The organism is Nocardiopsis sp. B62, assembly GCF_018070675.1.
Taxonomy (GTDB): domain Bacteria; phylum Actinomycetota; class Actinomycetes; order Streptosporangiales; family Streptosporangiaceae; genus Nocardiopsis; species Nocardiopsis prasina.
On record NZ_JAGPXK010000035.1, the window covers coordinates 15,921 to 29,496 of the forward strand.

General features: G+C 72.1%; 15 protein-coding genes. 5 read left to right on the forward strand and 10 right to left on the reverse strand.

The features are described 5' to 3' along the window. Positions 1-110: 110 nt before the first annotated feature. The 3 genes from KBX21_RS24140 to KBX21_RS24150 form a co-directional block, all read right to left on the reverse strand. Positions 111-278 (reverse strand): DUF3117 domain-containing protein, encoded by a 168-nt coding sequence (locus KBX21_RS24140; RefSeq protein ID WP_017542172.1) that lies wholly within the window; start codon positions 276-278, stop codon positions 111-113. Between the two features lie 355 nt (positions 279-633). After that, positions 634-1,218 (reverse strand): hypothetical protein, encoded by a 585-nt coding sequence (locus tag KBX21_RS24145; protein ID WP_049578195.1) that lies wholly within the window; start codon positions 1,216-1,218, stop codon positions 634-636. Between the two features lie 175 nt (positions 1,219-1,393). After that, the gene (locus KBX21_RS24150; protein WP_049578220.1) at positions 1,394-2,032 is read right to left on the reverse strand and encodes a hypothetical protein; all 639 of its coding nucleotides are present in this window, start codon (positions 2,030-2,032) and stop codon (positions 1,394-1,396) included. 62 nt (positions 2,033-2,094) lie between these two features. Here KBX21_RS24150 and KBX21_RS24155 point away from each other — a divergent pair, with 62 nt between their 5' ends. Further along, a complete protein-coding gene (locus KBX21_RS24155; RefSeq protein ID WP_210843871.1) occupies positions 2,095-2,511 on the forward strand; it encodes a hypothetical protein in 417 nt (138 codons plus the stop codon). Between the two features lie 151 nt (positions 2,512-2,662). On the opposite strand, the gene KBX21_RS24160 is transcribed toward KBX21_RS24155, so the two are convergent. The 3 genes from KBX21_RS24160 to KBX21_RS24170 form a co-directional block, all read right to left on the reverse strand. Next, positions 2,663-3,439 (reverse strand): TIGR00730 family Rossman fold protein, encoded by a 777-nt coding sequence (locus KBX21_RS24160; RefSeq protein ID WP_199776658.1) that lies wholly within the window; start codon positions 3,437-3,439, stop codon positions 2,663-2,665. 137 nt (positions 3,440-3,576) lie between these two features. After that, positions 3,577-4,641, reverse strand: coding sequence for a succinyl-diaminopimelate desuccinylase (dapE, locus tag KBX21_RS24165; protein WP_210843906.1), 1,065 nt, complete (start codon positions 4,639-4,641; stop codon positions 3,577-3,579). 142 nt (positions 4,642-4,783) lie between these two features. Continuing rightward, positions 4,784-5,620, reverse strand: a complete 837-nt coding sequence (locus tag KBX21_RS24170) for a 2,3,4,5-tetrahydropyridine-2,6-dicarboxylate N-succinyltransferase (protein WP_049578202.1) — start codon at positions 5,618-5,620, stop codon at positions 4,784-4,786. 320 nt (positions 5,621-5,940) lie between these two features. Between KBX21_RS24170 and KBX21_RS24175 the strand changes: the two genes are divergently transcribed. Further along, complete coding sequence (locus KBX21_RS24175; RefSeq protein WP_210843873.1) at positions 5,941-6,828, forward strand: hypothetical protein; 888 nt, start codon at positions 5,941-5,943, stop codon at positions 6,826-6,828. 450 nt (positions 6,829-7,278) lie between these two features. On the opposite strand, the gene dapC is transcribed toward KBX21_RS24175, so the two are convergent. Beyond that, positions 7,279-8,385 carry a succinyldiaminopimelate transaminase gene (gene dapC / locus KBX21_RS24180; protein ID WP_210843876.1) on the reverse strand — a complete coding sequence of 369 codons (1,107 nt, stop codon included), beginning with the start codon at positions 8,383-8,385 and terminating at the stop codon, positions 7,279-7,281. A gap of 145 nt (positions 8,386-8,530) precedes the next feature. After that, positions 8,531-8,851 carry a ferredoxin gene (fdxA, locus tag KBX21_RS24185; protein ID WP_014908468.1) on the reverse strand — a complete coding sequence of 107 codons (321 nt, stop codon included), beginning with the start codon at positions 8,849-8,851 and terminating at the stop codon, positions 8,531-8,533. 184 nt (positions 8,852-9,035) lie between these two features. On the opposite strand from fdxA, the gene KBX21_RS26800 reads away from it, so the two are divergent. The 3 genes from KBX21_RS26800 to KBX21_RS24195 all read left to right on the forward strand — a co-directional run bounded on the left by KBX21_RS26800 (position 9,036) and on the right by KBX21_RS24195 (position 12,039). Beyond that, entirely contained in the window at positions 9,036-9,320 is a 285-nt protein-coding gene (locus KBX21_RS26800; protein ID WP_049578225.1) for a hypothetical protein, read from the forward strand. A gap of 124 nt (positions 9,321-9,444) precedes the next feature. After that, complete coding sequence (locus tag KBX21_RS24190) at positions 9,445-10,806, forward strand: hypothetical protein (RefSeq protein ID WP_210843883.1); 1,362 nt, start codon at positions 9,445-9,447, stop codon at positions 10,804-10,806. Positions 10,807-10,950: 144 nt separating this feature from the next. Beyond that, positions 10,951-12,039 carry a site-2 protease family protein gene (locus tag KBX21_RS24195; protein ID WP_210843886.1) on the forward strand — a complete coding sequence of 363 codons (1,089 nt, stop codon included), beginning with the start codon at positions 10,951-10,953 and terminating at the stop codon, positions 12,037-12,039. Between the two features lie 12 nt (positions 12,040-12,051). Here KBX21_RS24195 and KBX21_RS24200 read toward each other — a convergent pair whose 3' ends face one another. Both KBX21_RS24200 and mshB read right to left on the reverse strand, forming a co-directional pair. Continuing rightward, entirely contained in the window at positions 12,052-12,534 is a 483-nt protein-coding gene (locus tag KBX21_RS24200) for a hypothetical protein (protein WP_307869270.1), read from the reverse strand. Positions 12,535-12,595: 61 nt separating this feature from the next. Next, the gene (mshB, locus tag KBX21_RS24205) at positions 12,596-13,462 is read right to left on the reverse strand and encodes an N-acetyl-1-D-myo-inositol-2-amino-2-deoxy-alpha-D-glucopyranoside deacetylase (RefSeq protein ID WP_199776659.1); all 867 of its coding nucleotides are present in this window, start codon (positions 13,460-13,462) and stop codon (positions 12,596-12,598) included. Positions 13,463-13,576: the final 114 nt, after the last annotated feature.

Sequence of the window (13,576 nt, forward strand, 5' to 3'; positions counted from 1 at the left end):
AGGCCGCTCACAATCGTTCACTCTGTGGGGAGGTTCACGCAGGTGGGAGTTGTGGAACCTCGGGGGTCATCAGGGCGTTCCGGCCCAGGTGGGGGACGATTCTTGTCCGGTCAGCCGACGACACCCCGAAGCGCGTCCCGGAGCTCCGTCGCCTCGTCCGGCGTGAGCTCCACGACCAGACGGCCGCCGCCCTCAAGCGGGACCCGCATGATGATGCCGCGACCCTCCTTGGTGACCTCCATCGGCCCGTCGCTGGTCCTCGGCTTCATCGCCGCCATGCCATTCCCCTTTCTAGGTGTTCCTCGCAGGTGGCCGGGGCCGACCCACAGCACCGACGCCGATCCGCAGGGACGTGTCCCGGCTCCGGAGCCGTCGGCCGGTTCCGTGTGACTCGCGCCCGTGTGGCTTGGGGGCGGGAATCACTCTTCGACCATTATCTCGGAGGTTGACCCCCGGGTGTGCGCCAGGCGACAGCCGGGGCACCTCCGTGAGTGCCCACCGGCGAGGAATCGTTGGTCAGTAAGGTTATATCGGTCTCGACCGAAACCCGCGCGGTGCGCGAGCGGCCGAGCCGCCTCCACGCCGGGCGTTCGGGGCCTCGGCGCGGGTCCGTCCGGACTCCGCCCGGACCCGTCAGTCCAGCAGGCCGGTGGAGAGCATCCGCGTCCCCTCCCGGGTGACGGAGGACCACTCGGCGTTGAGGCGGCCGCCCTCGGAGGCGGGCCAGAGGGTCAGCTCCGACTCGTCGACGCAGCGGTCGTCGGGGTCCGAGGTCTCGGTGTAGGCGTACACGAGCCGGTCGCCGTCCCGTGCCGACAGCTCCAGGGTTCCGGAGCAGGAGAAGGTGGTCCAGGCGGTGCTGCCGCGCTCGGCGCCCTCCTCGATCCTCACCTCGGCGTCCCACTCGGCGACGGGCCGTCCGTCCGTGTCGACCTGGCTCATACGCCCCGACCAGGCCCCCACGAACTCCTCGGGGTCGGACATGGTGGTGACGGTGTCCTCGCGGGCGCCGTCAAGGTGGGACCAGGCCACGAAGCCCCCGCCGCCAATCAGGAGGAGCGCGGCCAGGGTCACGGCCGTCCTGGCGAACTGGCGGCGGCGCCTGCCCGTGTGCCTGGTCGAACGGGGCGGCGGCCAGAGGGACATCTGGCGCACCGGGGTCGCGGAGTTCCCGGGTCCGTCCTCGGAGCCCGCCCGGAGTTCGGGTGCTGTGTCCATCCTCGCCATCCTCACGACGGTCCGCCCGCTCCGGCGGAGCAGGGGGTACGCATGTACAGCGACCGAGAATAGATCACCCGAACCCACCACATCCGACCAAGAACGACAAGACGGATGTGATGCACGGCATAGGCGGCCCGGGCGCGCCGGGGCCCCGCCGGGCGTCCAGGTGGGCTCAGCCTCGGTCGTCGCCTCGCCCGCCGACCGAGGCGTCGTCGGCCTCGGGTGCGGTTTCGGTCACTGAATCGGGGGAGGTTTCGGGGGTCGATGCGGGGGTGGAACCCGGGACGGACTCCGACGCGGGGTCCGAGGGCGCCTCGTCCACGCGGGTGTCCGTCACGCGTGTGTCGCTGGCGCGGGGGTCGCTCGCGGCCTCGGCCGTCTCGGCGGGCGCCGCGACGAGGGTCACCCTCTCGATCGGGTCCCTGTCCGTGTCCGTGTACCCGTCGAGTTCGTCCTGGCCCGGCAGGTAGGCGCCCGGACTCGGCCCGGTGCCCCGGGGGACGTAGGACGGGTCCAGACGGGCCAGCCGCCACTCCAGGTCCTCGATCCGCTCCTCACGCTCGCGGAGCGTGGAGGTGAGCCGCACCAGCAGTTCGTCGACCGCGCGCACGTGGTACCCCCACATGGACAGGGGGACGAGGAGACCGGCCAGGTCACGGGAGCCCACCGGGCGCCCCTCGGGCAGGTCCAGCGGGGGGAAGTCGGCCTCGAACCGGGCGAGCTGCCCGCCCTTGCCAAGCACGACGAAGACCACGCCCACGAGGACGGCGAGCGCGGCGGCGGCGACCAGGATCAAGATGAAGAAAGGCACGGGACCGATCGTGCCACACCGACGTACCCCCCAGGGAACCTCGGGCATGGGAGACTCGGCGGGTGTCGAACGCACCCTTCCGAGTCCTGACCCCGCAGACCGCACCCGGCGCGGTGACGGGGGTCCCCGCAGCCCCCACCGGCGGCGCGGGCGGCGCCCCCTGGACGGTGGACGCCGGTCACCGGCCGTCCGCCGCCAGGGTCGCGTCGCTCGTCGCGGAGGGGCACGCGGTGCTGGTCCGCTGCACGCGACCGGACGGTGAGGAGCCACGCACGGACCTGCCAGCGGCACCGCCCGGGATCGCGGGTGCGGTCCCGGTCGCGGCGGCCGAGGAGGTGGCCCTGGCGACCGTCTACGCCTGGGCGGGCGCACGCGTGTTCGTGACCGACCACCCGGAGCGGGTCCGGCAGGCCCTGGACATGGTCGCCTCGGTGCGCGGCGAGCGTCCACCCGCGGCGGTGCGCAGGGGTCTCGCCTGACCGGACCCCGGGAGCACCGGTCCGAGACCGGTCCGCGGTCGGAGGGAACCGGCCGCACCTGTGGCCCCGTCCTCAAGCTGGCCACCGCCCAGGGGGTGCCCCTCCCCAGCGGGAGGCGGGGCGAGCCCCCGGAGCGCCCCGGCGCGGCGGTCTAGCTGGCGGGGCCCGCCTCACCGCGTTCGAACTTGTTCTCCAGGTACAGGTGCGCGTGCTGGACGATCCGCACGGCCTCGTCCGGGTCGTCGGTCACGTACAGGAGCTCCATGTCCTTGTCCCTGATCAGTCCGTGCTTGAGCAGGCTGTCCTCCACCCAGCCGCGCAGACCGCCCCAGAACTCCGTGCCGACCAGCACCACGGGGAACCGGGTGATCTTCTTGGTCTGGACGAGGGTGATCGCCTCGAACAGCTCGTCGAGCGTCCCGAACCCGCCGGGCAGCACCACGAAGGCCTGCGAGTACTTCACGAACATCGTCTTGCGGACGAAGAAGTACCGGAAGGTCATCCCCATGTCGATGTAGGGGTTGAGCGACTGCTCGAAGGGGAGCTCGATGCCCAGGCCCACGGAGAGCCCGCCCGCCCGCTGGGCGCCCTTGTTGGCCGCCTCCATCATGCCGGGGCCGCCGCCGGTGATCGTGGCGTACCCGGCCTGGGCGAGCTTGGCCCCGACCTCGACCCCGAGCTCGTAGAACTCGGTCCCGGGCTGGATCCGCGCCGAGCCGAAGACGCTCACGGCGGAGGGGAGTTCGGACAACAGGCCGAAGCCCTCCACGAACTCCGACTGGATGCGCAGCACGCGCCAGGGGTCGGTGTGCACCCAGTCGGCGGGGCCGCGCCTGTCGAGGAGCCTCTGGTCGGTGGTGGTGTCGGGGATCGCGCGGCCGCGGTAGGTGAGCGGTCCGGCACGCCTCACGTTCTCTTCTTCCGTCATGCCCGTAAAGCTATCCATCCGTGGCCAGCCCACACCCGAACGACGCGTGTCGGTCCGGTGACCGGTAGCGGACACGAGGCCGCCCACCAGTGCGGGAGCGCCTGGTGGGCGGCTTCGGGGCTTGTGGGGCGGAGGGGTCAGCGCCGGCCGGTGAGCCAGGCGACCATGCGCTCCTCGGCCTCGCGGATCTGCGGAACGCTGGCGTACTCGTCGCGCGTGTGGGCGAGCATCGGGTCGCCGGGGCCGTAGTTGACCGCGGGCACGCCGAGCTCGGAGAAGCGGGAGACGTCGGTCCAGCCCAGCTTGGCACGCGCCTGTCCCTCGCCGACGGCGGTGACGAAGGCCGCGGCCGAGGGGTCGTCCAGGCCGGGGCGGGCCGGGGCGGAGGAGTCGGTGACCGTCACGTCGAAGCCCTCGAACACCTCGCGCAGGTGGGCCTCGGCGTCCGCCGGGGAGCGGTCCGGGGCGTACCGGTAGTTCACCCGGACCACGCACTCGTCCGGGATGACGTTCCCGGCCACGCCGCCCTCGACGAACACCGCGTTCAGGCCCTCGTGGAAGGTCAGGCCCTCCACCTCGGGCTGGCGGGGGGTGTAGGCGCGCAGCACGTCCAGGATCGCGCCCGCCTTGTGGATGGCGTTCTCGCCCTTCCAGGAACGCGCGCTGTGCGCCCGCTTGCCGTAGGCGGCGACGTCGACGCGCATGGTGCCCTGGCAGCCGCCCTCGATGACCCCGTCAGTGGGCTCCATGAGGATCGCGAAGTCTCCGGCCAGCCACTCCGGGTGGTTCCGGCTGAGTCGGAGGAGGCCGTTGCGGACGGCGTCAACCTCCTCGTTGTCGTAGAAGACGTAGGTGACGTCGTGGACCGGCTCGGTGACCAGCGCGGCCAGCTTGAGCTGGACGGCCACACCGGACTTCATGTCGGTGGTGCCGCAGCCGTAGAGGCGGTCGCCGTCCACGTGCGAGGGGACGTTGTCCACGATCGGCACGGTGTCGAGGTGCCCGGCGACCACGACGCGGCGGTCCCGGCCCAGGTCAGTGCGGGCCACGACGGCGTCGCCGTCCCGGGTCACGGTGAGGTGGGCCAGGGCGGACAGGGCGTTCTCGACCGCGTCGGCGAGGACCCTCTCGTCCCCGCTCTCGGAACGGATGTCCACGAGGGCGGCGGTCAGGTCCGCCACGTCCGAGGTCAGGTCCAGCATGGTGTCGCCCCGTTTCGGTGAGGTGAGTGGGTGGGTCGCGCGCATGGCCACCCTAGAACAACGGCGGGGCGCCCTCCCCGGAAGGGAGGACGCCCCGGACGTCGGTGCGCGGGCGCGGGGACGCGTGCCCCGGCGCGGGCTCCTAGGCGTTGACGCCGTGCTCGCGCAGGAGGTCGTTCAGGGCGAGCTTGTCGTGCTCCTGCCCCTCCTCCAGACGCTTGAGCACCAGCAGGACCGGCATGCCGAACTCGCCGCCGGGGAAGCTCTTGGTCCGGCTGGAGGTGACGCACACCGACCAGGCCGGGGCCTCGCCCCGGGCCAGTTCCTCGCCCGTCTCGGCGTCGAAGACGCGCGTGGAGGAGGTGAGGATGGTGCCCGCTCCGAGCTTGGCGCCCTTGCGCACGCGGGCGCCCTCGACGACCATGCTGCGCGAGCCCAGGAAGGCGTCGTCCTCGATGATCACCGGGGAGGCCTGCGGGGGCTCCAGGACGCCGCCGACGCCCACGCCGCCGGAGAGGTGGACGTTCTCACCGATCTGCGCGCAGGAGCCGACCGTGGCCCAGGTGTCGACCATGGTGCCGGAGCCGACGTAGGCGCCGATGTTGGTGAACGACGGCATGAGCACGACGCCGGGGGCGAGGAAGGAACCCCAGCGGGCGATCGCGCCCGCGACGACGCGGACACCGTCGAAGCGGGTCTTCAGCGGCATGCGGTCGTGGTGGTAGAAGTCGCCGACGTGCGACTCCTTCATGTCCAGGACCTTGAAGCCGAGGAGGATGGAGCGCTTGGCGCGCTCGTCGACGACCACGTCGTCCGTGGCGGGGTCGACGAAGGCCACGCGGGCCTTGCCCTCGTCGATCAGGTCGATGGCGCCGGTGATGACGCGGCGCGCCTCGGAGTGGTCGGGGGTCAGTTCGGAGCGCCGCTCCCAGAGTTCGTCGATCTGGTCGGGCAGCGGACTGGTGTACGAGCTGGTCATGTGAACCCACGTTAGCCGCTCGTCCGGGGTGGGTGGTCTGCGCCCCGCCCGCTCGGGATGAGCCCTTGGCCACTCGTCCCACGGCCCCCGGGCGGACGGGTCGGGTAAGCGGCGCGGGAGGAGCGGGCCGGGGCCGCGAGAACGGAACACATGTCCCGCGAGAGTTCCCGTTGACTGTTCCCGGTGCCGACTACAATTTCGCCGAGGCCCGTCCGGGGCCCGCCTCCGACAGGTGCCCGGCGCGCCCAGCACACCGCCTCGGCCCTTCCCTCGGGTCCGCGACCGGTGGGCTCCACCCGTCGCCGACCCTTGGTTCGCCCGTGCCCAGTAAACGCAGGACGTTCTCCGCGTTCGCCAAGATCCTCCTCATCCTCACCTTCGTCTGCGGACTGTTCGTGGCCGGGGGCTACTACGTGATGACCAACTTCGAGCCGCTGGACACGCGTGAACGGCCCGAGCCGGGATGCCGTCTGGCACTCGCCGAGGGACGCTACGACATGGAGATCACCCAGGCCATGAACGCGGCGACCGTGGGCGGCGTGGCCTTCAGCCGTGACCTGCCCGAGGAGGCGGTCACGGTGGCGTTCGCGACGGTGTGGCAGGAGTCCACGTTCTACAACGTGGAGTACGGGGACCGGGACTCACTGGGCCTGTTCCAGCAGCGGCCGTCACAGGAGTGGGGCGACCCGGAGGAGATCCTGGACCCGGTGTTCTCCAGCCGGTCGTTCTACGACGAGCTGGTGGAGGTGAACGGTTGGGAGGACCTGCCCGTCTACGAGGCCGCCCAGCGGGTGCAGCGCAGCGCGCACGGGTTCGCCTACGACCAGCACGAGGACCTGTCCGCGGACATGGCCGATTCCCTCACCGGAGCTCTTGGGGCCACGGTGACCTGCTGGTTCGACGAGGAGACCCTGGACTCGATGCGGGCGGGGGACGCCGACGTCGCCGCGGCCGAGGACGAGATGGCCCGGGTGTTCGGTACCGACCCGGCGGAGCTCCCCGTTCCGGAGGGCGGCGAGGGGCAGACCGGTGACCTGGGGTGGGCGATGTCCCTGTGGGCCGTCGTGCACGCCGAGGAGTACGGGATCACGTCGGTGTCGTACGGGGACCAGCGGTGGCGGGCCTCGGACGGCATGGACGGTGCGCAGGACTGGACGGAGATCGAGGACGCGAGCCAGGACACGGGCGGCCGTGTCGTCCTGAGGTAGGAGGGCCGGTGCGGAGCGGTCCCGTGGGAGGCACGGGCCCGGTCCGAGCCCGGTCCGGCCTGCTCGAAACGGCCACGCGAGGGCACTCGATCGGCGCACGGTACGCCGGTCCCAGCCCGGTCGGACAACTGCCGCGAGGGCACTGGGCCAACCCGCGGTACACCGGTCCCCGAGCCATCCAGGCCCATCCGGTCTGCTGGAAACGGTCACCGCGCGGGGACCTGGGTCGGCGCGCGGTACGCCGGTCCGGCCCCGGTCGGAACAATCTCCCCGAAGTCAGTGGGCCAAACCGCGGCACAACGGTCCCCGAGCCGCTCCAGGCCCAACCGCTCTCGTTGAACGGCGACCGCGAAGACACCGGGTGGTCCTGCGGTACCGGTCGTGACCCGACACGGACTCGACGCGGCGGTGTGGTCCGGGGCGGTCGCCTCCGGACCACACCGCCGACGCTCACTCGGCCAGGCGCTTGGCCGCCGCCTCCACCCGCTCGTCGGTGGCGGTGAAGGCCACCCGGACGTGGCGCTCACCGGTCGGCCCGTAGAAGGCACCGGGCGCCACCAGCACGCCGCGATCGGCCAGCGTCCGGACCGCGCCCCACGAGTCGTGGTCGGGGTGGCTGGCCCACAGGTACAGACCCGCGTTCGAGTGCTCGACGCTCCACCCGGCGCCCTCGAAGGCCGCGCGGAGGCGCGTGCGGCGGGCCCGGTAGCGCTCCTTCTGCTCGGCGGCGTGCGCGTCGTCGTCCAGGGCCGCCCTCATGGCCGCCTGCACCGGGGCGGGGACGATCATGCCCGCGTGCTTGCGCACGGAGAGGAGTTCGGCGACCAGGTCGGGGTCGCCCGCGACGAAGGCGCCGCGGTACCCCGCGAGGTTGGAGCGCTTGGACAGCGAGTGGACAGCGAGAAGGTTCTCGTGGGAGCCGCCGCACACGTCGGGGTGCAGGATCGAAACCGGCTCGGCGTCCCAGCCGAGGTCCAGGTAGCACTCGTCGGAGGCGACGATCGTGCCCCGCTCGCGAGCCCACTCGACCACCTTGCGCAGGTGGTCGGCGCCGAGAACGCGACCGGTGGGGTTGGCGGGCGAGTTGACCCACAGCAGCTTGACCTCGGCCGGGCCGAGGGCGGTGAGGCTGTCCGAGGCGACCGGGGTGGCCCCGGCGATGCGCACACCCGCGTCGTAGGTCGGGTACGCCAGCTCGGGGAGGACGACCGTGTCACCGGAGCCCAGACCGAGCAACGTGGGCAGCCAGGCCACCAGTTCCTTGGAGCCGACCGTGGGCAGGACCGCGCCGTCGGCGACCCGCACGTCGTGGCGGCGCTCCAACCAGCCCTGGATGGACGCGCGCAGCTCGGGCGTGCCCCAGGTCAGCGGGTAGCCGGGCGAGTCGGAGGCGTCGGCGAGGGCCGCGCGCAGGTTCGCGGGCACCGGGTCCACGGGAGTGCCGACCGAGAGGTCGACGATCCCGTCCGGGTGGGCGGCGGCCGTTCTCTTGTACGGCGTCAGCCGGTCCCACGGGAAGGTCGGAAGCCGATCGGTCACCGGTCGACGTTCACCCATCGGTGCACTCTCCATTCGGTTCTCGGGCCGTTCAGGTCTCGGTCGGGCCCCACACAACAGCGTCGGGGGGGGCCGCCGGGGGGGGGGGGGGCCGCGACACGTCACGTCGGCCACGCGACCTCTGCGCCAAGGGGTCGCGCGCGGCTCACTCGGCCTGCGGCGGCAGCTTGGCGACGATCGGGTGGTCGCGGTCGATCTTGCCGACCTTGGAGGCGCCGCCCGGGGAGCCCAGGTCGTCGAAGAAGTCGACGTTGGCCTTGTAGAACTCGGACCACTGCTCGGGCAGGTCGTCCTCGTAGTAGATGGCCTCCACCGGGCAGACCGGCTCGCACGCGCCGCAGTCCACACACTCGTCCGGGTGGATGTAGAGCATGCGGTCACCCTCGTAGATGCAGTCCACGGGGCACTCGTCAATGCACGCCTTGTCCAGCACATCAACACAGGGCTGCGCGATGACGTAGGTCACGTCGTACTCCTTGTCTCACCCCCGCTAACCCGCGGGGAGGCGGGGACCTTCAGAGGACACCGGCTCCGGTTCCGACGTGCGGGCGTCGGCCGTGGTCCGGGCTCTGTAAAGCGATTGGCACAGATGTCGTACTCCTAGTATGGCGTCGGAGAGCACCCATCGCACACTCGGGGGGTTGGAAACCTTGCACTTGGGCGGACGGCTCGTACACAGGATCACGCCGGAGGACCTGGGCTCCAGGGTCTCCGTGCGAATCACCCGCGCCGAGGGAGGCTTCACCGATATCGTCGGCGTGGTGGAGTCATGGACCGACGGCGTGCTCACGCTGCGCAGGAGGGACGACTCGACGGTGGAGGTCGCCGAGACCGACGTCGTCGCGAGCCGCGTCGTTCCCCCGGTGCCCCCGCGTCGGCCGCGGCCGAGGCCCCAGGCGCCCACAAGCTGGAATTCTTCGGACTTTCCGGGGTAGGACAGGCTCAGCCCGGCACGGTGAACCCCCAACCGTGACCCCGGGCGGACAACGAAGCACCGAACCCGGCCGTCCCACCCCCTGACGGACCGGGCACGAGGTACGCGGGGAGGTGGCGCCCATCATGCGGGAGGCAGTCGCGTCCGCACTCGCCGAGCTGGCCCGGCGGGACGAGCGGGCAGCCGACCTGGCACGACTGGCTCTGGACACGCTCGCCCCCGACCAGGAGATCCAACGGCTCAACCAGCACACGGTGCAGCGTTTCTGCTGGTACGAGCTGCCCATGCGCTTCCAGGACTCCGCGGACGACCGACTGTTCGCGGTGCGTTCCCTGAGCCACCTCTTCCAGCTCCTGAAGCTGAACCGGTACGCGGACGTGTGCCGGGCCTCCGAGACCGCCACCCTCCTGACGCTGTACGACGCCGACCACACGGCGGGGCTGGCCATGTACGAGCGGCTCATGTGGGAGTCCGGGGTGGAGCCGCCCGACCTGCCCGAACTCACCTGGGGCACCAGTGTGGGCGACGTGGAGATGCACGCCCGCCGGGAGACCGCCGCCGCCCTCGAACTCGCGATCACCCTGGGCGACATCCGCCCCGGCAAGAGCGGCTGGCGGCCCGCCCAGGAGCGGTTCGCGCGGTCCTTCCTCACCCAGCCCGACCACCGGGGGCTCAGCCACCTGGACCGGGTCCGCGAGGAGCGGGTCCGGGCGTGGATCTCCTCGTCGGCACACCCGCACCGACAGCGGCTGTGGCCGCTGGTGGGCCAGATCATCGCGGGGGCGGACGTCCCTCGCGGTTCGACGGCCGCGATGGCGCCGCTGCAACGGATGCTGGACCTGGCCTCGGAGGGGATCGCGCTCACGCAGATCGGGTACATCTCCCCGGGCGTGGTGCGGCAGCTGTGTGAGGACTTCGGCTGGTCCACCACCCCCGAACCGCCGCGCAGCGAGACCGACGCCACCCAGATCATCGCCCTGCACCAGGTGCTGCGCACGATGCGCGCCGTGCGCCGGTCCGGGCGCCGGCTCGAACTCACCCGGCGCGGCCAGCAGCTGCGCGAGGACCCCGAGGCGTTGTGGCAGGCCGCCACGGAGACGCTGTGTCGGACCGGCGGCATCCAGCAGGCCGCCGCCGAGACCCTGCTCGGCATGCTTCTGGGCCGTTCACCCCAGGGTCTGGGATCGCACGCCAGGCCAGGCATCTCGGACGCGGAGGCGGCCGAGCGGACCCTGACCGAGTCCGGGTGGCGCCCGGTCGACCCTCCGCTGGCCGCCGGACGGCACGCCGCCGCCCACCGCCGCGCCGCCGAGGCCGCCTCGGACCGGGTGCGCGCCATGGTGATGGCGGTTGGTTGGCTGCTGGAGGCGCTCGGGCTGGTCACCGGGGACGACAGCGACGGCCGCCGGGAGCTCACCCCCGCGGGTCGGGCGTTCGCGGTGGCCTCCCTGCACAGGTCGGCGGTGGCGCCCCGAGCGGTGGTCTGAGGCGGCGCCCCGTCGGACGCCGTCAGCGGCCGCCCCTCAGGGCGAGGTCAGGGCGGGGCAGTGATCGGTGAGGCACCCGCTGCGAGGAGGTGCGCGCCAGGGCCTAATCTGGAGCGCGAACCACCCGCGACCAGCAGGAGCATCATGCCCACGCCCGAGCCGCCGCAGTCGACGGACCCCGACGCCGTGAACGTCCCCGACAGCGAGGCGGACCACGGCGAGCGGACGCGCGCCGCCGACCCGTGGAACCAGATGCCCGACGACGCCCTGAACGCCTCCGGGGTCGGCGCCGACCGCTCGGACGGTGCGGACGAGGGTGCGGACGACGCGGTCTCCGACCACGGTCGTGAGGGCGCCGGGGAGGGGGCCGTCAAGGGCGTCGAGGGCGTCGAGGGCGTCGAGGGCACCGGAGTGAAGGAGGCCGCCCCCGAGCGGCCGCAGAGCTGGGCTGACTTCCTGCCGAGCCCGGTGTTCCTGCTTGTCCTCGGCCTGGCCGGGTTCGCGGGCTGGCTGTCCTGGACCCACGCCGAGTTGGACTGGGCCGACGAGGGGACGTCGGTCACCCCGCTCCTCCCGCCGCTGCTGATCCTTCTCGGGTGGTTCGTCTCGCTGGCCGTCCACGAGTTCGCGCACGCCCTGGCCGCCTACCTTGCCGGGGACCGCTCACTGCGCGGCAGCGCCTACCTGCGGTTCAACCCCTTCGCCTACCGGGAGGCCTTCGGCGGCCTGGTGCTGCCGGTGGTGTACCTGGGGCTGGGCGGGTTCGGCCTGAACGGGCCGCCCACCTACGTGGACTGGGAGCGCGTGCCGGGTCGGGGCCGCCGGGTCATGGTGGCGCTGGCCGGTCCGCTCGCCAGCCTGGTGCTGTCGGCCCTGCTGGCCCTGACCGTCTCACTCCTGGTCCCGGTCGGCCAGGACACCACCAACTGGGCGATCTCCTCGATCGCCTTCCTGTCCCTGGCCAACCTCACCAGCGCGGTGGTGAACCTGCTGCCGGTCCCTGGGTTGGACGGGTACCACGTCCTGGCCGCCTTCAGGGGCGCCCGCTGGACGGAGTTCGTCCGGGTCAACGGGCTGTTCTGCTCGATCGCGGTGTTCGCCGTCCTGTGGCTGCCGGTGGTGCGGGACGTGTTCGAGAAGTCGGCCTACGCGCTCTTCGACCTGCTCCTGCCCAATCCGACCATCCCGGGGATGATGTTCCACGGGAAGCTGCTGCTCCAGTTCTGGGCGTAGGCCCGCACGGCGCTACGCCGAAGGGGTGACCACTGGGGTGGGGCGCGGCGGCAGGACGAAACTGCGCATCACCCCGACGGCCAGGGCGATCATCGAGCCGAACAGGAAGACGTAGTTGACCAGCTTCGCGGAGAACACGATGTTCCCGCCGGTCAGGTAGCCGAGCATGACCAGCATGACCGCGACGTAGCCGACCGCGAAGCCCACGGCGCCGGACTGGCGGCGGCTCCCCCACCCGGCCAGGCGGCACAGCGCGTACAGCGCCAGCAGGAAGGCGACCACCGCGGCCACGCCCCCGACCTGCTGGGAGAGGCCGAGGTCCCAGAAGTGGGAGACCCAGCCCATCGCGAAGCCGGAGAGCACCCCCACGGCCAGGCCCGCGACGAGCAGGACCGCGAACGAGAGCACGGTCACCGCCGACGACAGGAACGGGGGCGGGCCGCCCCGCGGTGCCGGGGACGTCTCGGGGTTCTCGGGAGTCTCAGGAGTGGTCACGGAAGACGAGGGTAGGTGCTCCCGGGCGGGAAGGTGGCACGATCCCCGGTACTGCGCCGCCTCACAGTCCGGCGAACAGGTCCGTCTCGTAGCCGTCCGCCCCGGCCCTGGGGGGCGGTCCCATCAGCAGGGTGAAGTGCTCGACGGCGTCGATCTCCTGGGCGATGTCGTTGGACAGCGCGAACCGTTCCCCGTCCACCGTGATCTGTGTGGCGTGCGCCCGCATGGCCAGGGCCTTGGCCGCCCAGTGGTCGGAGGCGTCGATCCGTGTGGTGACGAGCGCGTCGGGAGTGCCCCGGGCGATGTCCGACACCTGCTTGGGCGGGGTGAACGGTCCCGCCTCCTCGTTGAGCCGCGCGATGGACGCCTCGATCCGGGACACCGGCTGCGCGATCGCGTACAGCTTGCCGACCTGCCACGGAGTGCCGGGCATGGCCCGCTCGTTGGCCTTGGCGCAGGCTCGGCGGGTGACCCGGTGGGCCTGGACGTGGTCCGGGTGACCGTAGCCGCCGTGTTCGTCGTAGCTGACCAGCACGTGCGGGCGGACCTCGCGGATGACCTCGGCCAGACGGCGGGCCGCCTCCTCGACGTCGGCGCCCCAGAAGGCCTTCGGGTGGTCGTTGGTGGGGCCGCCCATCATCCCGGAGTCCCGGTAGTGGCCGGGGCCTCCGAGGAACCGGTGGTCGCGCACGCCCAGGGCCAGGCAGGCCCTGTCGAGCTCCCCGATCCGGTACTCGCCCAGGGTGTCCTCGCGGTCCGCGGTCAGGTGGGCCAGACCGGCGGGGATGACCTCGCCCTCCTCGCCCAGGGTGCAGGTCACCAGGGTGACCCCGGCCCCCTCGGCCGCGTACTTCGCCAGCGTGGCACCGGTGACGATGCTCTCGTCGTCCGGGTGCGCGTGCACCATCATCAGTCGCCTGTCCATCACGCAGCGAACAATACCGGGCGGATGCGCGCTTCTCCTCCCAAACGCCACCATGGGGCAGACAGGTGGCGGACCTCGCACGACGGGCGCGGGTCCGGGAACGACCGGGCCGTGCCA